The sequence below is a fragment of the Mammaliicoccus fleurettii genome (genome assembly GCF_003970575.1).
Lineage (GTDB): Bacteria > Bacillota > Bacilli > Staphylococcales > Staphylococcaceae > Mammaliicoccus > Mammaliicoccus fleurettii.
In genome coordinates this window covers 1-23,417 of record NZ_RXWZ01000063.1, presented here as the reverse complement: position 1 = coordinate 23,417, position 23,417 = coordinate 1, and the positions used below count along the sequence as shown (strand labels likewise).

The following is a 23,417-nucleotide window of genomic DNA, read 5'->3' as shown; positions in this document are numbered from 1 at the left end:
TTATCATGTTTGCCATGTCTTGATAAATTCACGCCTTCTATTTATCATGTTAGCCTCGTCTTGCAATATTCAACCGCTCTATTTATCATGTTTACCATGTCTTGCAATATTAAGCCTCTCTATTTATCATGTCTGCCACGTCTTGATAAGTTCACGAGCTACCTCACTTTATTTATTCAAAATAAAAAAGCACAAAAGGTGAGTCTACACCTTTTGTGCTCTTTATAAATCATTTTATATGCTCAATTATTTTGATAAGTTATAGAAAGCTTTGATTCCTTCAAATTTACCTGTTTCAAATAATTCGTCTTCGATACGTAATAATTGGTTGTATTTAGCAATACGGTCAGTTCTTGATAAAGAACCTGTTTTGATTTGACCAGCGTTTGTTGCTACTGCGATATCAGAAATTGTAGTATCTTCTGTTTCACCTGAACGGTGTGAGATTACTGCAGTGTAACCAGCTTTTTGAGCCATTTCGATTGCTTCGAATGTTTCTGTTAATGTACCGATTTGGTTAACTTTAATTAAGATTGAGTTACCGATACCTTTTTCGATACCTTCAGATAATTTTTCAGTGTTAGTAACGAATAAGTCGTCACCTACTAATTGTACACGGTCGCCGATACGTTCAGTAAGGATTTTCCATCCGTCCCAATCGTTTTCGTCCATACCATCTTCAATAGTGATAATTGGGTATTTGTTAACTAATTCTTCTAAGAAGTCTACTTGTTCTTCTGAAGAACGTTTAGCACCGTTTTCACCTTCAAATTTAGCGTAGTCATAAACGCCATTTTCGAAGAATTCTGAAGCTGCACAGTCAAATCCTAAGAATACATCTTTACCTGGCTCTAAACCAACAGCTTTAATAGCTTCTAATATTGTTTCAACGCCATCTTCAGTACCTTCAAATTTAGGAGCGAAACCACCTTCGTCACCTACTGCAGTTACTAATCCACGAGATTTTAAGATTTTAGCTAAGTTATGGAAGATTTCTGCTCCCCAACGTAAAGCTTCTTTAAATGTTGGAGCTCCAACTGGTAAAATCATGAATTCTTGGAATGCGATTGGTGCGTCTGAGTGAGAACCACCGTTTACAATGTTCATCATTGGAACTGGTAATTGAACACCATTGAATCCACCAAGATATTTATATAAAGGTTGTCCTAAGAAATCAGATGCAGCACGAGCTACAGCCATAGAAACACCAAGGATAGCATTAGCACCAAATTTAGCTTTGTTAGGTGTACCATCTAAAGCGATCATTAATTTATCGATAGAAACTTGTTCTAATACTGAGAATTCACCTTCAATAATTTCTGGTGCAATGATTTCGTTAACGTTTTCTACAGCTTTAAGAACACCTTTACCTAAATAACGTTCTTTGTCTCCGTCACGTAATTCTACTGCTTCGTATTCACCTGTTGAAGCTCCTGATGGTACTAATGCTCTACCAAAAGCCCCACTTTCAGTTAATACTTCTACTTCTACTGTTGGATTACCACGTGAATCTAAAACTTCGCGTGCATAAATATCTGTAATAATTGGCATAATTAAAACTCCTTTATAATGTTAATTGATTATTATTTAATTAATGTTTTTCCAGTCATATCTTCTGGTTGTTCTACTCCAAGTAAGTCTAGTAGTGTTGGTGCTAAGTCAGCAAGACGACCACCACTTCTAACTTCTACCCCTTCTTTTGTAACTATAACAGGAACAGGGTTTGTTGTATGAGTTGTCATAGGTGATTCACTATCTGTTAACACTTCATCAGAGTTACCATGGTCTGCTGTAATGATAGCTGTACCATTCATTGATAAAATCTTATCTACTACTTCACCTAAACATTCATCGACTGCTTCAATTGCTTTGATAGTAGGTTCAAGCATACCACTATGTCCTACCATATCAGGATTAGCAAAGTTTAAGATAATTAAATCTAAATCACCTTTATCTAATTCACCAATTAATGCATCTTTAACTTCGTAAGCACTCATTTCAGGTTTCAAGTCATAAGTTGCAACTTTTGGTGAGTCGATAAGAACGCGACGTTCACCTTTAAACTCTGAATGATTACCACCACTCATAAAGTATGTTACATGAGGGAATTTTTCAGTTTCTGCAATTCTAAGTTGGTTTAAGTTATGCTTTTCAGCAACTTCACCGATAGTATTTTTAATATCAACTGGTTTAAATGCAACTTCAGCGAATACATCGTCACTGTAGTTTGTGAATGTTACAAAGTATAAATCTTCTAGTTTACGTTTAAGTTCGAAACCTTCGAATTTTTCATTTGTATAAACTTGACTAAGTTGAGCCGCTCTATCAGGACGGAAGTTAAAGAATATTATTGAATCATGGCTGTTAACACCAGTGTTTTCAACATTTTTTTCTTCGTCTTTAACGATAAATGGCACGACAAATTCATCTGTTAAACCTTCTTTATAATTTGATTCTACACCTTCAATGGCAGTTTTGAAGACAGGACCTTCACCATTAGACATAGCATCATAAGCTTTTTCTTCACGATCCCAACGATTATCTCTGTCCATTGCATAATAACGACCAGAAATTGAAGCGAATTGACCGATACCTATTTCTTTAAATTTATCTTCTGTTTCTTCAATAAATTTAAGAGCAGATTTTTGATCAACGTCACGTCCATCAAGAAAACCGTGTACATATAATTTTTTAACGCCTTGTTTTTTCGCTAATTCTAAAAGTGCAAATAAATGTTTATAGTGGCTGTGTACACCGCCATCAGATAATAGACCCATTAAATGTAATGTAGAATCATTTTTAACGACATGGTTCATCGCTGCTTTTAATTCTTCAATTTCAAAGAAATCGCCATCTTCAATCGATTTATTTATTCTTGTTAAACTTTGGTATACGACTCTACCAGCACCAATATTTAAATGACCTACTTCAGAATTACCCATTTGTCCTTCTGGTAGACCAACATCTAAGCCACATGCAGATAATTCATTATGTGGATATTTGTTGTAATATCTATCAAAATTTGGTTTGTTGGCTTGTTTTACCGCATTACCATGCTCTTCTTCACGATTAGCAAAACCGTCAAGAATGATAAGCGCTGTTGGTTGTTTAGCCATTATTTAGCACCCTCTAATAATGCAACGAATGAATCAACTTTTAATGAAGCGCCGCCAACTAATGCGCCATCGATATCTGATTGAGCCATATATTCTTTAATATTTTCTGGTTTAACACTACCGCCGTATTGAACACGTAAAGCCTCTGCTTCTTCTGGAGAGAAAGCTCCTGCTACAACGTTACGTACGTGTGCACACATTTGGTTTGCATCTTCTGAAGTAGAAGATTTACCAGTACCAATTGCCCAAATAGGTTCATAAGCGATTACTGTAGATTTTACTTGATCTTTAGAAAATCCTTTAAGTGCTGCTTCTACCTGACCGCCTACTACTGATTCAGCTTTACCAGCTTCTCTTTCTTCTAATGTTTCACCAACACAAATGATTGGTGTCATATTATGAGAAAATACTGCTAATGCTTTTTTATTAACATCTTCGTCAGTTTCACCGAAGTATTCACGACGTTCAGAATGTCCTAATACTACATATTTAACGCCTAAATCTTCAAGTGCTGCTGGAGAAGTTTCACCAGTGAATGCTCCATTATCTTCAAAGTATGCATTTTGAGCACCAATTTGTAAGCCTTGTGCTACGCCTTCTTTAGTTAAATTAACAAGTGCATCTAATTGTAAAGTTGGTGCACAAATTACTGAATCTACCTCGTTAGTATCTGGTAATGCTGGTAGTTCATTAACAAAATCTTTTGCTTCTTGAACTGTTTTATTCATTTTCCAGTTACCTGCGATAATTGGTTTTCTCATGATATAAAAACTCCTTTTATGATTATTTTTCAGAAATAGCTACGATGCCAGGTAGTTCTTTACCTTCTAAGTATTCTAGAGAAGCTCCGCCACCTGTTGAAATGTGTGAAAAGTCATCAGCAAATCCTAAGTCCATAGCAGCTGCTGCAGAATCTCCACCACCGATAATTGTTGTTGCATTTTCTAAGCTAGCAATTGCTTTACATACACCAATTGTACCTTTAGCAAAGTTACTTAATTCAAACACACCCATAGGTCCGTTCCATACTACTGTGTTTGCACCTTCTAATGCTTCACTAAACAATTCAACTGATTTAGGACCGATATCCATTGATTCTTGATCAGCTGGAATTTCATCAGCAGAAACGACCGTAATTTCAGCGTCATTTGAAAATTCTTTCGCTACTTTACAATCTATTGGTAAGATAATTTTGTCGCCAGCACGTTCAAGTAATTCTTTAGCAAAATCAACTTTATCTTCTTCTAAAAGTGATAATCCTATTTCTTTACCTTGAGCTTTGAAGAATGTATAAGCCATTCCGCCACCGATAATAACTTTATCTGCAATAGTTAATAAGTTTTCAATTACACCAATTTTATCTGAAACTTTCGCTCCACCTAAAATTGCTACTAAAGGACGTTCTGGTTCACTTACAACGCCACCGATAAATTTGATTTCTTTATCCATTAAGAAACCAGATGCTGTTTCAATGTTAGATGCGATACCAACATTTGAAGCATGTTCACGGTGAGCTGTACCGAATGCATCATTAATGAACACGTCACCTAATGAAGCCCAATATTTACCTAACTCAGAATCATTTTTAGATTCTTTTTTACCATCAACATCTTCGAAACGTGTATTTTCAAATACTAATACATCGCCTTCAGCTAATGTATCGATAGCATTTTCTAATTTTTCTCCACGTGTTTCTGGTACAAATGTTACTTCTTTATTTAATAGTTCACTTAAGCGTTCTGCTACTGGTTTAAGTGATAATTCTTTTTTGTCTTCTTCAGTTTTCACTTTACCTAAATGTGAGAATAAAATTACTTTACCGCCTTGCTCGATAATGTATTTTATTGTAGGAAGCGCTTGAACGATTCTGTTGTCGTTTGTAATTGCACCATCTTTCATTGGTACATTAAAATCTGCTCTTACAAGTACTTTTTTACCTTTTAAATCTACGTCTTTAACATTCTTCTTTGACATGATTTGTCTTCCTCCTCTAGATAATAGAAAATACAACATGATTAAAAATAAGCGGAGAAGCGATGTGCTCCCCGCTTACTTATAAGCATAACCTATTTAGTTCATTTATTTAAATTATTTGTTAGCTTGAGCTGCTAAATATTCTAAAGTACGAACTAATTGTGAAGTGTAAGACATTTCATTGTCATACCAAGATACAGTTTTAACTAATTGACGATCTCCAACAGTCATTACACGAGTTTGAGTTGCATCGAATAATGAACCGTAAGTGATACCAATGATATCAGAAGATACGATTTCATCTTCAGTGTAACCGAATGAATCATTTGTAGCATTTTTCATTGCTGCATTGATTTCTTCTACTGAAACTTCTTTGTCTAATACTGCAGTTAATTCAGTTACTGAACCAGTTGCTACTGGTACACGTTGAGCTGATCCATCTAATTTACCTTTTAATTCTGGAATTACTAAGCCGATAGCTTTAGCAGCACCAGTTGAGTTAGGTACGATGTTTTGAGCCGCAGCACGAGCACGACGGAAGTCACCTTTAGAATGTGGAGCGTCTAAAGTATTTTGGTCACCAGTGTATGCGTGGATAGTCATCATTAAACCTTCTACGATACCGTATTGATCATTTAATACTTTAGCCATTGGAGCTAAACAGTTAGTTGTACAAGATGCACCAGAAACGATTTCTTCTGAACCATCTAATTCGTCATGGTTAACGTTATAAACGATAGTTTTTAAATCGCCTGAAGCTGGAGCTGAAATTAATACTTTTTTAGCACCTGCATCGATGTGAGCTGAAGCTTTTTCTTTGTCAGCGAAGAAACCAGTACATTCTAATACTACGTCGATATCTAAATCGCCCCATGGTAATTCTTTAGGGTTAGGATTTTCGAAAGTTTTGATTTCTTTACCGTTTACGCGGAATCCGCCTTCGATAACTTCTACTTCGTCTTTGAAACGGCCTTGTGTAGAATCATATTTTAATAAATGAGCTAACATTGCGTCATCTGTTAAATCGTTGATTGCTACTACTTCGATGTTTTCTACTTCTTGTAATCTTCTAAATGCTAAACGACCTATTCTGCCAAATCCATTAATTGCTACTTTAGTTGCCATTATTGATGGCCTCCTTTATATTTGTTATTTCAAAAAGGCGATTAAACCTTTTATTCCAAGTTAATCATTGCTTTTGCAGCACCTTCATCTGTTATAAGGATAGTATTCTTAGGTGCTATCTCAAGATAAGCCTTAATAGCTTTTGCTTTAGAAGCACCCCCTGCTACTGCAAAAATATTTGTCTTAGTTGCTAAATCTTCTAGTTGCAAACCGATTGTTTTAACGCGATGTACGACTTCACCTTTGGAATTAAAATAATATCCAAAAGCTTCTCCGACTGCATGATGATGTTTCAATTGGCTTAATACTTCTTCTGAGGTTTTTCTTCTTTGTGCCATCTTCAGCGCATCACCAATACCGTGAATTATAAAATCTGAATGACGTATTGCATCAAGCACCTCTATCACTGCAGGTTCTGTCAACAACGTTTCATACGAACTTTCACTTACTTGGTCAGGAACATACAAGACCTTATACGACCCACCTGTTCGATTTGCCATACTTGCACAAATTGTATTAGCCTGGAATACTACGTTTTCTCCCAAACCACCACGCGCTGGCGTGAACAAAATGTCTTTATTCAATGGATGTAATGACTCACTAACTCTAGCCATTGTTGAACCACCCGTTACTGAAACTGAAGCTCGATCATACAATGACTGTTCTAGTAGTTCTGCTGTAACATTACCCATTTCTGCTTTAACCATCTCATCTGAATCCGAATTACCTCTCACTATATGTGCTTTCACACCATATCGATTAAATATTTCATCCTCAATATGATTAAAGCTAGAATAAAGTGTTAAATAATGTGATAACGAAGCAAGAATTTGTTCACCTGTTTCGGTCAATTTCATGCCTGTTGATTGAACGCTGAGTAAATCTTGTTGTTTTAACATTTCAATTTCAGTTCTCAATACCCGTTCAGTAATATTCATAACATCACTTAACGATCTTCGACCAATAGGTTGTTTCTTCTCAATCGTCGATAAGATATTAAAGCGTCGATACATCTTGTCAATCAAGTCAGGAACGAGTCTATGTTGTACCTTTAATAAATCTTCCATAAACAAGTCGCCTCCTCTAAGATTAACAGATGGGCATAATCTAACCTAGGTTAGACGTTTTTCGTCCCGTGCGGGTCAAAAAAATAATATCTGTTTACAGTTTTATAATACACCCCTGACTATAAGATTGCAAGATAAATGCGTTACTCTTTATTTCAATTCATCATACGCCTCAATCAATGTAACAAAATCCACGTTTCCTTCTTGTAAGACAACACCGTTATACTCAACTACTGGTACTCTAAGCATATATTTTTCATGTAATGTATCATCTTCTTCTATATTAATAGTAACAATTTTAATTTCATGATCATATTCATCTCTGAAAAAATCTAATTGTATTTTTGCATCGTCACATAAACCGCAATTTGAACCAATATAAAATTTGATATCCATAAAATCATCCTTCGTTATAATAAGCCTCCCCGAGACGAATCGAACGCCCATTTCAAGAACCGGAATCTTGCGTGTTATCCTTTACACTACGGAGAGATAAATCTTAATTATTAATTTATAATCACTTAACATCTTACGAATATAATAGAAGTATCAACTATAAGGAGTGAAGGATTATGACCACTAATCAAGCAGAAAACATCATTCGAAAAAGATGTGAACATTTTAATATGCAAGTCACTCAAATTCACTGCACTCAGCTTGTTGATTACGGAAACTATTATATCATTTATGCAAACATTGACAACATTTGTCGCAAATTTCCTGTGTATAAATCAGCTATTTAAGTTATAATATTCATCAGTAGGTCATATATTTTGACCATGTTTGACTTTATAGTGTATGATATGGTCATTAAGATATTCAAAGGAGGATTTAACTGATGAATTTAATACCAACAGTTATAGAAACAACAAATCGTGGGGAACGCGCTTATGATATTTACTCACGTTTATTGAAAGACCGCATTATTATGTTAGGATCAGCTATTGATGACAATGTAGCGAACTCAATCGTATCACAATTGTTATTTTTACAAGCACAAGATTCTGAGAAAGACATTTATTTATATATTAACTCACCAGGCGGAAGTGTAACAGCTGGTTTTGCTATTTATGATACAATTCAACATATTAAACCAGATGTACAAACAATTTGTATCGGTATGGCAGCATCAATGGGTTCATTCCTATTATCAGCTGGTGCAAAAGGTAAACGTTTCGCATTACCTAACAGTGAAGTGATGATTCACCAACCATTAGGTGGCGCACAAGGACAAGCTACAGAAATTGAAATCGCAGCTCGTCACATTTTACGTACTCGTGAAAAATTAAACAAAATTTTATCTGAAAGAACTGGACAACCAATTGAAAAAATTGAAAAAGACACAGATCGTGATAACTTCTTAACAGCTGATGAAGCTAAAGAATACGGTTTAATCGATGATGTAATGCATCCAGAAGATATGAAATAAATTTAATATACAAAAAACACCCGAAACTTAAGTTTTGGGTGTTTTTTTGTAGTTTAGGCGAAATTAATCTACGTCTTGACTCTTTTTAAAATTTGCAAATTCTGATTAACTAACATCTTGCTAAGGTCATTAATTCTATATTAAAAAGTCCAGGCAATCGACTATGTCTGGGCTTTTTTCTTATTAGCTTATTTTATTGTTTCGCCGCTTCTAATTTTATCTGCCATTTCATTGAGTTTACGTAGTCTATGGTTTATACCTGATTTAGATATTTTTCCTGTACTCACCATTTCTCCTAATTCTTTGATAGATACATCTTGGTTATCTATTCTTAATTTCGCTACTTCTCGTAACCGATCCGGTAAATTATCGATTCCAATTTCTTTATCTATAAGTTTAATGCTTTCTACTTGTTTCATTGCAGCACTTACTGTTTTATTTAAATTAGCTGTTTCGCAATTAACTAATCTATTTACAGAATTTCTCATGTCACGAATAATTCTAACATCTTCAAATTTAAGTAATGCTTGATATCCGCCAATTAAGCTTAAAAAGTCAGCTATTTTTTCTGCTTCTTTTAAATAACTGATATAACCTTTTTTACGTTCTAACTGTTTAGCGTTTAAACCATATTGATTCATTAATGCTGTTAAATCCGCTGAATGTTCTTCATATAATGAAAAAATTTCAAGGTGATAAGAAGATGTTTCTGGATTATTCACCGATCCTCCTGCTAAAAACGCACCTCTTAAGTAACTTCTTTTACAACAATCTTTTTGTAAAATATCTTTATCTATTTCTTGTTTAAACATACCTTCTTGTAGTATACCTAACTCATCTAATATTTCTTTAGCTTTTACTTTTATTCTACTGATATATATATTATTTTTTTTAAGTTTCATTTTCTTTCTTACTAATAATTCTACTTCCACTCCGAAGCATTTTTTTATGAGCGAAAATATACGGCGTGCTATCGCTGCATTTTCAGTTTGTACATTTATGACAAATTGTTGATTAGAAATACTCAAATTCCCATTCATTCTAATCAAAGCTGAAAGTTCTGCTTTTGCGCAACAGTCATCTACTTCAATTCTTGTTAATTCATTTTTCATTTCTGAAGCAAAGCTCACAGCAGATCATCCTTTCTTAATTTATATGTACATAAAAATAATGATATGCCGAAAGACATATCATACGTTTTGTATCTATTTTATCTTACATGGAATAGCCGGGCGTATCAAGTTTTTCAACTTATACAATTGATTATTTTTTTGTAGCCTCTTTGATTACACCAAATAACAACATTATTAAACCAATTATTAAGAAACTTATACCTATTTGTTGATTTGCAATTAAACCAATAAGCAGAAATATACAACCTATTAATACCATCATGATTTGAACATTCTTCATCAATGATCACCTCTTTTTGAAAGCTCTTACATTGATTCTACTTTATTTCTATATAAAAATATAGAGCGCGGGACAGAAATCTCATTCTAAAAAAAGATGTCATTATCCTACCCTCTATATTTCAAATTTATTTGTCTATCTTATATTGTATTGTACTAATTTCTCGTAAAGCTATTTCGTATATAAGTTGAGCAAGCACTTTATTATTATGTCTAATATATTGATGAGGCGTAATGCTCACTAAATTATTGTCGTGTATGCATTGTACACCCATCTCTTTTAATTTATCTCCATCAAAATGAACTTGCTTTGCATCTTCTTCTTCATATCTCATTAAAATATCTTTATTAAAGCGTTCATTTTGACAGATTACAAAATCGATAAATTCTTGGCCAACATGATCATGAATAGCTTTCACGTGGTCACTAACTGAATATCCAGTTGTTTCACCTTTTTGAGTCATAAGATTACATACATATAACCTTTCAGCATCAGTATGTATAATAGCGTCTTTAACTTTATCTAAAATCAAATTAGGTATTATACTTGTATATAGTGATCCTGGTCCCATAACGATTAAATCCGCTTCTTCTATTGCATCAATGGCTTCTTTCATTGGTTCAATATCTTCAGGTGTTAAAAAGACTTTTTCAATTTTTTTAGATGTTTTAGGGATATTAGATTCCCCTACTATAATTTCACCATCAGACATTACTGCATTTAATACAACACTTTTAGTTGTTGATGGAATGACTTGGCCTTTAATATTTAATATTTTGCTTAACTCTTTAACTGCATGACCAAAATCATCCGTAATATTTGTCATTGCTGCTAATAATAAATTTCCTATTGAATGTCCACCAAATTTTTCTTCTTCAAAACGATGTTGAAAAAGTTCTTCTAACATAGGTTCAGTGTCACTTAGAGCTGCCAGCACATTTCTTATATCTCCAGGAGCAGGTATATCCATCACATCACGAATTCTACCTGTACTACCACCATCATCTGCAACCGTTACGATGGCTGTAATATCTATTGGAAACTGTTTCAGTCCTCTCGCTAAAACAGAAAGACCTGTTCCGCCTCCAATTAATACAACTTTTAATTTTTTCATTTTTTCTTTTTACTTTCAATATGTGCATCGCGATGTGACGTATACACAGCATAGTCAAAGTTTTCTTTAATATCTTCTCCTAAACGTTTTGCAAGTGCGACAGATCTATGTTGACCACCTGTACAACCAATTGCAATTGTTAATTGAGATTTACCTTCTTTTTTGTAGCCTGGCAACATAAACATTAATAGGTCACTAAACTTTTTATAAAATGTATTTGTTTCTTTCCATTTCATAACGTACTGATAAACTTCGTCATCTAATCCAGTCAACGGTCTTAATTCTTGTACATAATATGGGTTAGGTAGAAATCTTACATCAAATACGATATCCGCATCAATCGGCATTCCGTGTTTGAAACCGAAACTTAACACCCTTACTTGGAATGTTGTAGAAGGATCTTTTTCAAATGTTGCATTCAACTCTTCTTTCAAAGCTTTCGGTTTCATTTCAGTCGTATCTATTACGAAATTGCTTATACCTTTAATATCATTCAAGAGATCTCTTTCTTCTTCAATAGCAGATAATAAGCTACCCTTTTCACTTAAAGGATGGGTTCTTCTCGTTTCTTTATATCTTGAAATTAATTTTTTATCACTTGCTTCTAAAAATATAATATCTACGATAACTCTTTTTTCACTTTGTATAAAATCCAATTCTTTTCTTAAGTCACCAAAGAAATCTTTACCTCTTAAATCAATTCCAATTGCCACTTTTGATAAAGAAGGGTTACCTTGATCCATTAAATCAACAAACTTTTGTAATAAAATTGGAGGTAAATTATCAACGCAAAAATATCCTAAATCTTCTAATGCTTGTAATGCGACAGATTTCCCCGCACCAGACATACCAGTAACTACAAGCAATTCATTTTTTACATTACTTTTGTCGGTAAGTTGCATAGCACTTCTCCTTTAACTATCATATGTATCTTAATCTTACATGATAATGCTATAAAAAACATTAAATAAATGGTCTATTTAAATCTATACCCGCCTTTTTAAACTATATCAAGTAAAAGAAAAATCATACATAAAAAGTGTTTGGGATTTAAATCCTAACTCAAAATAAATAAGCATATCTTACGATTTTGTTCGTGCATGCTTGCCTAGGAGTATGGCTCGAGCCTGTAGTCTCTCTCGCATACTTTTCCCTCAGGCGTCCACACTACAAAATCGTTGGAAATATTTATTTTTATATAGAAAACAGTTTTTTCTAAGAGCTAGCTAAATGATTATCATTAAAATACTAGGACATTTATGTCAAAGGCAATTAATCTTAAGTATATATATTTACACAAATTGAAAAAAGTGTAAGTAAGGGTATCTATATTCACACAAGTCAGTAGAAGTGTAAGTAAAGATGTCCATATTCACATAAGTGAAGAGAAGTGTAAACATGGATATCTGTATTCACACAAGTCGAAAGAAGTGTAACTAAGGATGCCTATGTTAACACAAGACAGTAGAAGTGTAAGTAAGAGTATTTATATTCACACAAGTCGAGAGAAGTGTAAGCATGCGCATAAAAAATGCCAACAAAGTCTATAGTTGCCACAATGATTTTCATAAAAAATAAAAGCAGGAATTCAATTTTAATAATGAATTCCTGCTCTTTATTAATTATATTAATTGTTCTTCGTCTTCAAGTGATTCAATATATGCTTGTGCATTTTGTGCTGCAATACTACCATCACCAGTAGCTGTAACGATTTGACGTAATGTTTTTTCACGAACATCGCCTGCTGCATATACACCAGGTACGTTAGTTTCCATTTCGTCATTTGTTTCAATATAACCGTTCTCATTCAATATACCTAATGATTCAAATGGTTTAGTCAATGGTTTCATACCAATATAAATAAACACACCATCAGCTTGATGTTCTGTTTCAGTACCATCTTCAGTAGAAACTAAAGTAACAGATCCTACTTTACCATCTTTTTCATTGATTGTTTTTAATGTTGTATTCCAAATAAAATCAATTTTTTCATTTTTAAATGCACGGTCTTGAATGATTTTTTGAGCTCTTAACTCATCTCTTCTATGAACGATTGTAACTTTGTCAGCGAATTTAGTTAAGAATATACCTTCTTCTACTGCTGAGTCTCCGCCACCAATTACATATAAGTTCTTACCTTTAAAGAATGCACCGTCACATACTGCACAATAACTTACACCACGGCCACCTAGTTCTTGTTCACCTGGAACGCCGATTTTTTTGTATTCTGCACCTGTTGCAATAATGATAGCGTGCGCTGTTAATGATTTGTCTCCCATATTAACAACTTTATAAGAACCTTTATCTTCTATATTTTTTATGTCCCCATATTCATATTTAGCACCAAATTTTTGGGCATGTGTAAACATTTTAGTTGATAAATCTGGACCTGTAATTAAATCAAATCCTGGGAAGTTTTCTACATCTTCTGTATTTGCCATTTGTCCACCTGGCATACCGCGCTCTATCATTACAGTTGATAAATTTGCTCTTGAAGCATAAACAGCAGCTGTCATTCCTGCAGGGCCTGCTCCAACTATAATTACATCATAATCTACTTGTGTAGTCATTTATAAACTGCCTCCTCTTATTAATTCAGTAAAATTGTACATCAATATTTTTATTAAGTATAACTATATGCTCACTATAGCATCGATTGCTTTATTTAAGCGATACGTCGTTATATTGAATGAATTTTTAATTTCTTTTTTTGTTACTTTTATATTTAACATTTTCAAATAAATATAAACTGAGGCTGCTACATAATGATCAACTTGTTCTATTGATTCATTATCTGCTATTAACATCTCAGCATGCTCAATCCATGATACAAATAATTCTTTCCCATAATGTTGATATTCTGATTGTTCAATGAGTTTCATACCTTTATCAATAAAACCTAATTTATTGAGATGCAGATTTTGAAAAGTATACGTTATATATAACCTTTCATAGTCAGGTAGACTTTCTAAGACTTCCCATAATTCATGTGACATTACAAGTTCACGGTGCTTCATATGACCTATTAAAAATATGCCATACAATCTATACCTGTAGTCTTCATCTTTTAATAACGGTAATACATGGCTATCTAACATTTCTTTAAGTTCATCAATTTTCCAAGGTGGTAATTGACTATGATATTGTACACTATCTTCAAATTTTTGCCAATGTCTTTTTGCTTCTTCTTCAAAGCCTAAATGGTAGTAGTTATAACTTAATGCATGATGAAGTTGTGGCATTGAAGCTTGTGCTTTTTTCAAAAGTGGAACGAGCAACTCATTTGAAGGCTTGTGTCTTCCTAAATAGCTTAGAACAACACCTAACTTGAAGGATTCCTCATCGTTAATTGGATGTAATTTACTTAATTGCTTTAAATATTGTTGAAAGCGTTCTAACTGTTCCGTATTGTATAACAATAAAGTCATATGACATAAAGCATATATATCTGACGGATTATCTTCCAATATCGTTTGAAGTAACGCTTCAGCCTCTTCATATTGATTATTATAAAGCATCGACATCGCTTTTAAATTCATGATATGTTTGTCTTCTTGAATTGTTGCACGTTGTCTTTCTATATAATCATTTGCTTCTTGTAGCCTACCATTTGCAAATAAATATTGAAAAATATGTTGAATTACAAATCTTTCAGCCTCTTCTTCAACGACCGTTTGATTATCATACTTCACTTCGAACATTTGAATCATTTCTTCAAAATAATCTTGATCATCTTCTTCTGTTACATAGCGAAGCCCAAATAAAAATGCTTTATTAGGTTCGTTCGTCTTTATAAACATTTGACTCAAATAAAAATAATAATCTGTAACATAATTATCTTTTGCTATTTGATCATACATCATTTCTTCTGCTCTTGTAGTTTGGTTAAGTTCCACTAGACACTCAGTATAAGGTGGTATAATTACAAAATCATCAGGTGATTGTTCAAGTGCTTTTTTAAATAAAGACTCAGCATATACATATTCTTGTTCTCTCATTTTTTCCATTGCCTTATGATAGTAAAAGTCTTTATCAAACTTTACATGTATTATATTTGAATTGTCTCCCAACGATTAACTCACCACCTCTGTTTAAGTTGCATAGGATTACCATATGCCATCATGCCATCGGGAACGTCTTTCGTAACGATTGTCCCACTAGCAATAGCCGCATTATTCCCTATATTAACACCTGCTAGTACCGTTGCATTTGCTCCGATTAATACATTGTTCCCTATATTCACATTCCCAATTCTATATTCTTCTACTAAATATTCATGACATAGAATGGTAGCGTTGTAACCTATAATACAATTTTCACCGATTGTGATTAACTCTGGATACATGATGTCAGGTGTAGCTTTAAATGCAAAAGCTGTCTCTTGACCAATTTTCATATTCAACCCTTTTCTGTATATAAAATGCTTCCATTTAACACTCGGCATATATCTACTAAGTTCAATGATAATAACATTTTTCAAAACTTTTATAAAACGTATTGTTTCGTACATTTTCCATAATGGGTTTGCCCCAGATACTTTTTTAGTTTTTAATGCTCTCACATAAACACTTCTTTCAGTTTAGTTATGATAATAACCTTTAACATCTCTGAATTTTTTCGGATTATAACGTATTCTTCTATAAATAATACATGCTATTGAAACTACAATGATAACAATCGAAATCACTTGAGCGATTCTCAAGCTTTCTGTAAGCATTAAACTATCCGTTCTTAAACCTTCAATAAAGAACCTACCAATTGAATAATAAATTAAATAAGCAAAGAAAGTCTCACCAATTTTCAATTGTGGACGTATTAATAATAATAAAATAAAACCAACTATATTCCAGACAGATTCGTATAAGAATGTTGGATGATAATAAATACCATCTATTTGCATATGGTTAATTATAAATTCTGGTATATGTAAATCTTCAAGGAAACTACGTGATACAGGACCACCATGTGCTTCTTGATTCATGAAATTTCCCCATCTACCAATAGCTTGTGCCAATATAATACTTGGTGCCACAATATCAACCATTTGGAAAAATGATAAATTTTTCATTCTACATATTATGAATCCAGTTATAAACGCTCCAATTAACCCACCATGAATTGCAATTCCGCCGTTCATAATAAGTGGTATCTCTACTAAATGCTGACTATAATAACCCCACTCAAATGCTACATAATAAATCCTTGCGCATATTATTGCCATAACAACGCACCAAATAATTAAATCAATTAATGTTTCTTCCTTTATTCCAACTTTTTTCGCCGTTCTTTGAGCTAATAGATAGCCGATTAAGATACCTGAAGCAATAATGATGCCATACCATCTTATTGCTAGAGGTCCTAATTGTACCGCTACTGGGTCAATACCTAACACACCCATTATTCATTCTCCTTACGTGCATTTTTCAAAATTTCTGCATTAAGTCGATTATTAAATTCCTCTGCCGTATTAATACCCATGTTGTTTAATCGATAATTCATTGCAGCAACTTCGATAATAACAGCTAAGTTTCTACCCGGTCTAACAGGAATGGTTTTCTTAGTAATCTTAGAATCTAATATTTTTAAAGTTTCTTCATTTAATCCAACTCGGTCATAAATCTTTTCTTTATTCCAAGTTTCAAGATTAATATTCAGCTTAATTCTTTTCTCCATTAATATAGATCCAGCTCCAAATAAAGTCATAACATTAATAATGCCAAGTCCTCTTATTTCAAGCAGATGTTCAATTATTTTTGGTGCTTTCCCAATTAGTTCATTCTTATTAATTTCTTTAATTTCGACATTATCATCTGCTACAAGTCTGTGACCACGTTTTACAAGTTCTAGTGCAGTTTCACTTTTACCAACACCACTATCTCCTGTAATAAGAACACCAACACCATACACATCAACTAATACACCATGTAAAGAAGTTTCAGGAGCTAATTCTCTTTCTAAATATCCTGTTACTTGCCCCATTAATTTCGTCGTTGAAGATTCACTTTTTAGAAGCGGTGTATTGGTCTCATTACAACTTTGGATTAATTCTTCTGGAGCATCTAATCCACGCGTAATAATAATTGCTGGTGTTTCAGGACGACATAATTTAGCCATTCTACCTTGTTTTTCTTCATCTGGTAATAAATTATAAAAAGATAATTCAGTTGTACCTAATACTTGAATTCGGTCAGATGAGTAATGCGAAAAATACCCCGCCATCTCTAAGCCTGGGCGTGATAAATCAGTCTCAGTTATTTTACGATGTAGTCCTACTTTACCTGCAAGGACTTCCATATTAAATTGTTCTATTAATTTACTACTTGATATCATAGGGTTCACCTCTAGGTTAATATATATTAATTCTAATGAACTTTAACAATAACTGCAATCATTATAAATATTAGGACAGTATCTTTAATAGAACATAATTCTGAGTAATGTCCGTATGTGGTGCTGTTTAAGGAGCACTATTCAGAATTTTGCCAGTTAGAACTTTTTAAGGAGCACTATTCAGAATTTTGCCAGTTAGAACTTTCTAAGGAGCATTATTCGGAATTCTGCTAGTTAGAACTTTTTAAGGAGCACTATTCAGAATTTTGCCAGTTAGAGCTTTCTAAGGAGCATTATTCAAAATTTTGCCAGTTAGAACTTTTTAAGGAGCACTATTCAGAATTTTGCCAGTTAGAACTATCTAAGGAGCATTATTTAGTATTCAATACACAAAAATTCTCCCAGTCCATTAAATATATAACAGACTGGGAGAATTTACTTGTGAAAAGGACCAGTGTCCCTTTGATTATTGATTAAATACCAGTATTTTGATCATTATTTTTATTGAATGATCTTATAATATTTTTTAAAGATTCGTCTAGTTGCTGTATTGGGTCTTGGTCAGTTGTTTCTCTATCGTTAAACTGTTTATCAAATTCAGTTTTACCTGATTTAGCAGTTGTTTTAACTTTACTCAACAAATCTTCAAATAAATTTTCTACATTTTCTTTAGATTTACTCGTGAAAGCTGAAGCATTCTTTTGATTATTTGAAGTTGCTTCAAGTAATTTCACCGCTTCATCTACTGTTACTTTACCACTTTCAATAAGGTCTAATATCTTTAATTGTACTTCGTTCATATAATTCCCTCCCGGTTTATGTTCGATCTCTCTCTAGGATCGGTTTTAAATATTTACCAGTATAAGATGCGTCTACTTTCACTATATCTTCTGGTGTTCCAGTTGCGATAATTTCACCACCACCATCTCCACCTTCAGGACCTAAGTCAATGATATAGTCAGCTGTTTTAATGACATCTAAATTATGTTCTATAATTATGACAGAGTCACCATTTTCAACAAGTCTATTCAATACACTTAACAAGCGTTTAATATCATCTACATGCAAACCAGTTGTTGGTTCATCAAGAATGTATAACGACTTACCGTTTGAGCGTCTATGAAGCTCTGATGCTAGTTTAACACGTTGTGCTTCACCGCCTGATAATGTTGTTGCTGGTTGGCCTAATTTAACATATCCTAGACCAACATCAACGATAGTTTTTAACTTTCTATTTATCTTCGGTAAACTTTCAAAAAAGTGATAAGCATCTTCTACAGTCATTTCTAACACATCAGAAATACTTTTTCCTTTGTAAGTTACTTCTAATGTTTCTCTATTATACCTTTTTCCATCACAAACTTCACATGGTACGTATACATCTGGTAGAAAATGCATTTCAATTTTAATAATTCCGTCACCTTTACAAGCTTCACAACGGCCACCTTTAACATTAAAACTAAATCTACCTTTTTGATAGCCTCTAACTTTTGCTTCATTAGTTTGACTAAACACATCTCTAATGTCATCAAACACGCCTGTATATGTTGCTGGATTCGAACGTGGTGTTCTACCAATTGGAGATTGGTCGATGTCTATAATTTTTTCTATTTCTTTAACACCTTTGATAGATTTGTGAGCACCAGGTTTTGTTTTAGTATTATACAATTGTTTTTGTAACCCTTTATATAATACTTCATTTACTAATGAACTTTTACCTGAACCTGAAACACCCGTAACACATGTCAATACTGACAATGGGAAATCCACATCAATATTTTTCAAGTTATTACTTGAAGCACCTTTAACAGATATTTTTCGTTTTGTTATTTTTCTTCGTTCTGAAGGTACAAATACTTTTTCTTTACCACTTAAATATCGACCAGTTAATGAATTTTCATTGTTCATTACTTCTTCTGGTGTACCACTCGCAACAACTTGACCACCTTGGACCCCAGCTTTCGGACCAATATCGACTAAATAATCTGCAGCTTTCATTGTATCTTCATCATGTTCAACAACGATTAAAGTATTACCCATATCTCTCATGGATTTCAATGTATCTATTAAACGATCATTGTCTCTTTGATGAAGCCCAATTGAAGGCTCATCCAACACATATAATACACCAGACAATCTTGATCCAATTTGTGTTGCTAATCTGATACGTTGCGCTTCACCACCTGATAGTGTTCCTGAAGCACGATTCAATGTTAAGTATTCTAAACCAACATTATTTAGGAATGATAATCTTTCATGTATTTCTTTTAAAATCAGTTTAGCAATTTTTTGTTCTCTTTCATCTAAATTCAAATGATCAAAGTGTTCAATTGCCTTATAAATTGAATATCTCACAACTTCACCAATATGTTGTCCATCAATTTTAACTGATAAAACTTTTTCATTTAATCGATAGCCATCACATGTTTCACATGTTTTTTCGACCATATATTTTTGCATTACTTCTCTTACGTATTCTGATGGTGAATCATGATAACGTCTTTCAATGTTATTTAACACACCTTCAAAAGCCATTGTTCTCGTTCGATTAGTTTTAACGCCATAATCTTGATTAAATTTAAATTCAATTTCATCTTCATGTCCGCGTAAGATGATGTTCTTTTCTTTTTTAGTTAGCTTATTAAAAGGTTTATCCATATCAATTTTAAAATGTTCACATGCTTGTTTTAATAAAGTTGGATAATAATTCGAACTAATTGGTTGCCAAGGTAATAAAGCTCCCTCATTCAAACTTAAAGTATTATCTGGTACAACTAAATCTATATCTACAGTTAATTTACTACCTAATCCATCACAAGATGGGCAAGCACCAAATGGGTTATTAAATGAGAACATTCTAGGTTCTAATTGATCTACCGAAAATCCACAAATAGGACATGCATGATGTTCAGAAAATTTAATTTCATCACCATCAATAATATCTGCAATTGCATTTCCTTCAGCTAATTCTAATGCTGTTTGTAATGAATCAGCTAATCTCGCTTCTATCCCCGGTTTAATAACCAGTCTATCTATTACAACATCAATTGAATGATTTTTATTTTTATTTAGTTCTGGAACATCGTCTACATCTAAAATATCACCATCAACTTTTAATCTTGCATAACCTTTTTTAGCAATGTCATCGATTAATTTTTTATGCGTACCTTTACGGCCTGAAACTATTGGAGACAGAATTTGTATTTTAGTTCTTTCTTCTAACTCCATAACTTGATCGACCATTTGTTGTACAGTTTGTGATTTAATTTCAATACCATGGTTGGGACAAATTGGTCTACCAACTCTGGCATATAACAATCTTAAATAATCGTATATTTCTGTTACCGTTGCTACCGTTGACCTAGGGTTTTTGCTTGTAGTCTTTTGATCTATTGATATTGCCGGAGATAGACCTTCAATTAAATCTACATCTGGTTTATCCATTTGCCCTAAAAATTGTCTAGCATAGGCACTTAAAGATTCAACATATCTTCTTTGACCTTCAGCATAAATTGTATCAAACGCTAATGATGACTTTCCTGAACCTGATAAACCAGTCATAACAATAAGTTGATCTTTTGGTATTTCAATATCTATATCTTTTAAATTATGTGCTCTTGCACCTTTTACGATGATGGATTTATTTTTCATCTCAGTCACCTTTCTGCTTTTAATTCAAATAGTATGTCTCGTAATTCAGATGCACGCTCGAAGTCTAAATCCTTCGCTGCATCTTTCATTTCTTTCTCTATGCGCTCGATTGTCTTTTCTCTTTCTTTTTTCGTAAGTTTCTTCGGTGCTTTTTTCTTATCTTTTTCGTTTACTTCATCTGTATCTACAGTTGCTGAGATTACATCGCGAATTTTTTTATTAATTGTTTGTGGTGTAATACCATGTTCTTCGTTATAGGCTTGTTGTGTTTCACGTCTTCTATTAGTTTCATCTAATGCCGTTCTCATTGAATCAGTAATTTTGTCTGCATACATAATTACTTTACCTTTATCATTACGTGCTGCTCGTCCAATTGTTTGTATAAGTGAACGTTCTGATCTTAAGAAACCTTCTTTATCGGCATCTAAAATAGTTACTAATGATACTTCAGGTATATCTAAACCTTCACGAAGCAAGTTTATACCGACTAATACATCATAAACACCCAATCTTAAATCTCGAATAATTTCTATTCGTTCTAATGTTTTAATTTCAGAGTGTAAGTAATTTACTTTGACACCCGCTTCTTTCAAATAAGTCGTTAAGTCTTCACTCATTTTTTTCGTTAATGTTGTAATTAATACGCGTTCATTTCTTTCGACACGTTCATTAATTTCAGCCATTAAATCATCAATTTGATTTTCACTTGGTCTAACTTCTATTATCGGATCTAACAATCCAGTAGGACGAATGATTTGTTCAACCATTTCATCAGTATGTTCAATTTCATAAGGACCTGGAGTTGCTGAAACGTAAACGAGTTGTTTTGTTTTTTGATCAAATTCTTCAAATTTAAGTGGTCTATTATCTAACGCACTTGGTAGTCTAAATCCATGTTCAACCAAAACACCTTTTCTAGCTTGGTCTCCGTTATACATCCCTCTAATTTGAGGAATCGTAACATGTGATTCATCAATCATAACAAGCCAATCATCACCAAAATAATCCATTAAAGTGTACGGTGTTGACCCTTTAGGTCTTAAAGTTAAATGAACTGAGTAGTTCTCAATTCCTGAGCAAAATCCCATTTCTCTCATCATTTCTAAATCATAATTCGTTCTTTGCTCTAAACGTTGTGCTTCTAATAATTTATTATCTTTTCTAAGATCCTCTAATCGTTCTTTAAGTTCTTTTTCAATACGTTCAATTGCTTCTTTCATCTTTTCTTCACGAGTTACGAAGTGAGATGCCGGATAAAATAAAAAATGCTCTCTTTCAGCAATAACTTCACCCGTTAAATAGTTCACTTCTCTAATTCGGTCAATTTCGTCACCAAAAAATTCAACTCTCACACATAATTCATCTCTTGATGCAGGAAATATTTCAACTACATCTCCTCTTACCCTAAAAGTACCGCGTCTAAAATCGATATCATTTCTTGAATATTGGTTATCGACAAGCTTTCTTAATAATTCATTACGTTCCATTTCCATTCCTACACGTGTACTTACAACTAAATCTTTATATTCTTCTGGGTTACCTAAACCATAAATACAGCTGACACTCGCTATAACAATAACATCATCTCGTTCAAATAATGCACTTGTAGCAGAATGTCGTAATTTATCTATTTCATCATTAATTGATGCATCTTTTTCTATGAATGTATCTGTTTGAGGTACATATGCTTCTGGTTGATAATAATCATAATAACTTACAAAGTATTCAACTCTATTTTCAGGAAAGAATTCTTTAAACTCACTATATAATTGGCCAGCCAATGTTTTATTATGTGCAATTATAAGTGTTGGTTTTCCAACTTCTTTAATAACATTACTCATAGTGAACGTTTTACCTGTTCCTGTTGCACCTAATAATGTTTGATGTCTTTTTCCACCTTTTATACCTTTAACGAGTGATTTTATTGCTTCAGGTTGATCTCCTTGAGGTGAATAATCTGAATGTATTTTAAAAGGATAATGCTGCATAGTAACCTCCTTGAATTTTGTAATATATAAATATATTTTATCAAAAATTTGTAAAAATGACCAAACATTTGTTCGTTTAATTGTTTATTAAATACAAATAAGAGGAAAAATCATATTGATTAATCCTCTTTTCTATCTTGATTCAATTTTATCGATTTCGAGTGAATCCACTATATAAAAACCTATTACTAAACTTACAACATCTAATAG

General features: G+C 33.0%; 20 protein-coding genes. 1 reads left to right on the top strand and 19 read right to left on the bottom strand.

Features of this window, described 5'->3' with window-relative positions:
* Positions 1-246: 246 nt before the first annotated feature.
* The 7 genes from eno to CD129_RS05470 form a co-directional block, all read right to left on the bottom strand.
* Positions 247-1,551 (bottom strand): phosphopyruvate hydratase, encoded by a 1,305-nt coding sequence (gene eno / locus CD129_RS05500; protein WP_078357414.1) that lies wholly within the window; start codon positions 1,549-1,551, stop codon positions 247-249.
* Positions 1,552-1,583: 32 nt separating this feature from the next.
* Complete coding sequence (gene gpmI, locus CD129_RS05495) at positions 1,584-3,116, bottom strand: 2,3-bisphosphoglycerate-independent phosphoglycerate mutase (protein ID WP_115337701.1); 1,533 nt, start codon at positions 3,114-3,116, stop codon at positions 1,584-1,586.
* The gene (gene tpiA, locus CD129_RS05490) at positions 3,116-3,877 is read right to left on the bottom strand and encodes a triose-phosphate isomerase (protein ID WP_078357412.1); all 762 of its coding nucleotides are present in this window, start codon (positions 3,875-3,877) and stop codon (positions 3,116-3,118) included. Before tpiA ends, gpmI begins: the two co-directional genes overlap by 1 nt.
* Before the next feature lie 22 nt (positions 3,878-3,899).
* On the bottom strand, positions 3,900-5,090 hold the full coding sequence (locus CD129_RS05485) for a phosphoglycerate kinase (RefSeq protein ID WP_107508974.1): 1,191 nt from the start codon (positions 5,088-5,090) through the stop codon (positions 3,900-3,902).
* 114 nt (positions 5,091-5,204) lie between these two features.
* Positions 5,205-6,215: a type I glyceraldehyde-3-phosphate dehydrogenase gene (gene gap / locus CD129_RS05480; protein ID WP_078357410.1), complete on the bottom strand. Its 1,011-nt coding sequence runs from the start codon at positions 6,213-6,215 to the stop codon at positions 5,205-5,207.
* 50 nt (positions 6,216-6,265) lie between these two features.
* Positions 6,266-7,282, bottom strand: coding sequence for a sugar-binding transcriptional regulator (locus CD129_RS05475; RefSeq protein ID WP_115337702.1), 1,017 nt, complete (start codon positions 7,280-7,282; stop codon positions 6,266-6,268).
* Between the two features lie 150 nt (positions 7,283-7,432).
* The gene (locus tag CD129_RS05470) at positions 7,433-7,678 is read right to left on the bottom strand and encodes a glutaredoxin family protein (protein WP_078357408.1); all 246 of its coding nucleotides are present in this window, start codon (positions 7,676-7,678) and stop codon (positions 7,433-7,435) included.
* A gap of 442 nt (positions 7,679-8,120) precedes the next feature.
* Between CD129_RS05470 and clpP the strand changes: the two genes are divergently transcribed.
* Positions 8,121-8,711: an ATP-dependent Clp endopeptidase proteolytic subunit ClpP gene (gene clpP / locus CD129_RS05465; RefSeq protein ID WP_078357407.1), complete on the top strand. Its 591-nt coding sequence runs from the start codon at positions 8,121-8,123 to the stop codon at positions 8,709-8,711.
* Positions 8,712-8,899: 188 nt separating this feature from the next.
* Here the strand turns inward: clpP and whiA are convergent, their stop codons facing one another.
* The 12 genes from whiA to uvrB all read right to left on the bottom strand — a co-directional run bounded on the left by whiA (position 8,900) and on the right by uvrB (position 23,207).
* On the bottom strand, positions 8,900-9,841 hold the full coding sequence (whiA, locus tag CD129_RS05460) for a DNA-binding protein WhiA (RefSeq protein WP_078357406.1): 942 nt from the start codon (positions 9,839-9,841) through the stop codon (positions 8,900-8,902).
* Between the two features lie 133 nt (positions 9,842-9,974).
* Positions 9,975-10,124, bottom strand: coding sequence for a hypothetical protein (locus CD129_RS13175; RefSeq protein WP_170167672.1), 150 nt, complete (start codon positions 10,122-10,124; stop codon positions 9,975-9,977).
* A gap of 127 nt (positions 10,125-10,251) precedes the next feature.
* Positions 10,252-11,238, bottom strand: coding sequence for a gluconeogenesis factor YvcK family protein (locus CD129_RS05455; RefSeq protein ID WP_078357405.1), 987 nt, complete (start codon positions 11,236-11,238; stop codon positions 10,252-10,254).
* Entirely contained in the window at positions 11,235-12,140 is a 906-nt protein-coding gene (rapZ, locus tag CD129_RS05450) for an RNase adapter RapZ (protein WP_078357404.1), read from the bottom strand. The genes CD129_RS05455 and rapZ overlap by 4 nt, the downstream gene beginning before the upstream one ends.
* 720 nt (positions 12,141-12,860) lie before the next feature.
* Positions 12,861-13,808, bottom strand: coding sequence for a thioredoxin-disulfide reductase (gene trxB, locus CD129_RS05445; protein WP_078357403.1), 948 nt, complete (start codon positions 13,806-13,808; stop codon positions 12,861-12,863).
* Between the two features lie 63 nt (positions 13,809-13,871).
* Positions 13,872-15,308 carry a tetratricopeptide repeat protein gene (locus CD129_RS05440; protein WP_078357402.1) on the bottom strand — a complete coding sequence of 479 codons (1,437 nt, stop codon included), beginning with the start codon at positions 15,306-15,308 and terminating at the stop codon, positions 13,872-13,874.
* 8 nt (positions 15,309-15,316) lie between these two features.
* Positions 15,317-15,799: an acyltransferase gene (locus CD129_RS05435; protein WP_107508976.1), complete on the bottom strand. Its 483-nt coding sequence runs from the start codon at positions 15,797-15,799 to the stop codon at positions 15,317-15,319.
* Positions 15,800-15,817: 18 nt separating this feature from the next.
* A complete protein-coding gene (gene lgt / locus CD129_RS05430) occupies positions 15,818-16,636 on the bottom strand; it encodes a prolipoprotein diacylglyceryl transferase (protein ID WP_078357400.1) in 819 nt (272 codons plus the stop codon).
* The gene (gene hprK, locus CD129_RS05425; RefSeq protein WP_078357399.1) at positions 16,636-17,568 is read right to left on the bottom strand and encodes an HPr(Ser) kinase/phosphatase; all 933 of its coding nucleotides are present in this window, start codon (positions 17,566-17,568) and stop codon (positions 16,636-16,638) included. The genes lgt and hprK overlap by 1 nt, the downstream gene beginning before the upstream one ends.
* Before the next feature lie 473 nt (positions 17,569-18,041).
* Positions 18,042-18,368, bottom strand: a complete 327-nt coding sequence (locus CD129_RS05420) for an SHOCT-like domain-containing protein (RefSeq protein WP_107508977.1) — start codon at positions 18,366-18,368, stop codon at positions 18,042-18,044.
* A gap of 16 nt (positions 18,369-18,384) precedes the next feature.
* Complete coding sequence (gene uvrA, locus CD129_RS05415; protein ID WP_115337703.1) at positions 18,385-21,219, bottom strand: excinuclease ABC subunit UvrA; 2,835 nt, start codon at positions 21,217-21,219, stop codon at positions 18,385-18,387.
* Between the two features lie 5 nt (positions 21,220-21,224).
* A complete protein-coding gene (gene uvrB, locus CD129_RS05410) occupies positions 21,225-23,207 on the bottom strand; it encodes an excinuclease ABC subunit UvrB (protein WP_115337704.1) in 1,983 nt (660 codons plus the stop codon).
* Positions 23,208-23,417 lie beyond the last annotated feature (210 nt).

Excerpts from the sequence above, each read along its gene's own strand:
- CD129_RS05475 (WP_115337702.1), bottom strand. The coding sequence starts at position 7,282 with ATGGAAGATTTATTAAAGGTACAACATAGACTCGTTCCTGACTTGATT.
- CD129_RS05485 (WP_107508974.1), bottom strand. The coding sequence starts at position 5,090 with ATGTCAAAGAAGAATGTTAAAGACGTAGATTTAAAAGGTAAAAAAGTA.
- rapZ (WP_078357404.1), bottom strand. The coding sequence starts at position 12,140 with ATGCAACTTACCGACAAAAGTAATGTAAAAAATGAATTGCTTGTAGTT.
- gap (WP_078357410.1), bottom strand. The coding sequence starts at position 6,215 with ATGGCAACTAAAGTAGCAATTAATGGATTTGGCAGAATAGGTCGTTTA.
- CD129_RS05455 (WP_078357405.1), bottom strand. The coding sequence starts at position 11,238 with ATGAAAAAATTAAAAGTTGTATTAATTGGAGGCGGAACAGGTCTTTCT.
- eno (WP_078357414.1), bottom strand. The coding sequence starts at position 1,551 with ATGCCAATTATTACAGATATTTATGCACGCGAAGTTTTAGATTCACGT.
- CD129_RS05420 (WP_107508977.1), bottom strand. The coding sequence starts at position 18,368 with ATGAACGAAGTACAATTAAAGATATTAGACCTTATTGAAAGTGGTAAA.
- hprK (WP_078357399.1), bottom strand. The coding sequence starts at position 17,568 with ATGATATCAAGTAGTAAATTAATAGAACAATTTAATATGGAAGTCCTT.
- CD129_RS05470 (WP_078357408.1), bottom strand. The coding sequence starts at position 7,678 with ATGGATATCAAATTTTATATTGGTTCAAATTGCGGTTTATGTGACGAT.
- gpmI (WP_115337701.1), bottom strand. The coding sequence starts at position 3,116 with ATGGCTAAACAACCAACAGCGCTTATCATTCTTGACGGTTTTGCTAAT.
- lgt (WP_078357400.1), bottom strand. The coding sequence starts at position 16,636 with ATGGGTGTGTTAGGTATTGACCCAGTAGCGGTACAATTAGGACCTCTA.
- CD129_RS13175 (WP_170167672.1), bottom strand. The coding sequence starts at position 10,124 with ATGAAGAATGTTCAAATCATGATGGTATTAATAGGTTGTATATTTCTG.
- uvrB (WP_115337704.1), bottom strand. The coding sequence starts at position 23,207 with ATGCAGCATTATCCTTTTAAAATACATTCAGATTATTCACCTCAAGGA.
- tpiA (WP_078357412.1), bottom strand. The coding sequence starts at position 3,877 with ATGAGAAAACCAATTATCGCAGGTAACTGGAAAATGAATAAAACAGTT.
- uvrA (WP_115337703.1), bottom strand. The coding sequence starts at position 21,219 with ATGAAAAATAAATCCATCATCGTAAAAGGTGCAAGAGCACATAATTTA.
- clpP (WP_078357407.1), top strand. The coding sequence starts at position 8,121 with ATGAATTTAATACCAACAGTTATAGAAACAACAAATCGTGGGGAACGC.
- trxB (WP_078357403.1), bottom strand. The coding sequence starts at position 13,808 with ATGACTACACAAGTAGATTATGATGTAATTATAGTTGGAGCAGGCCCT.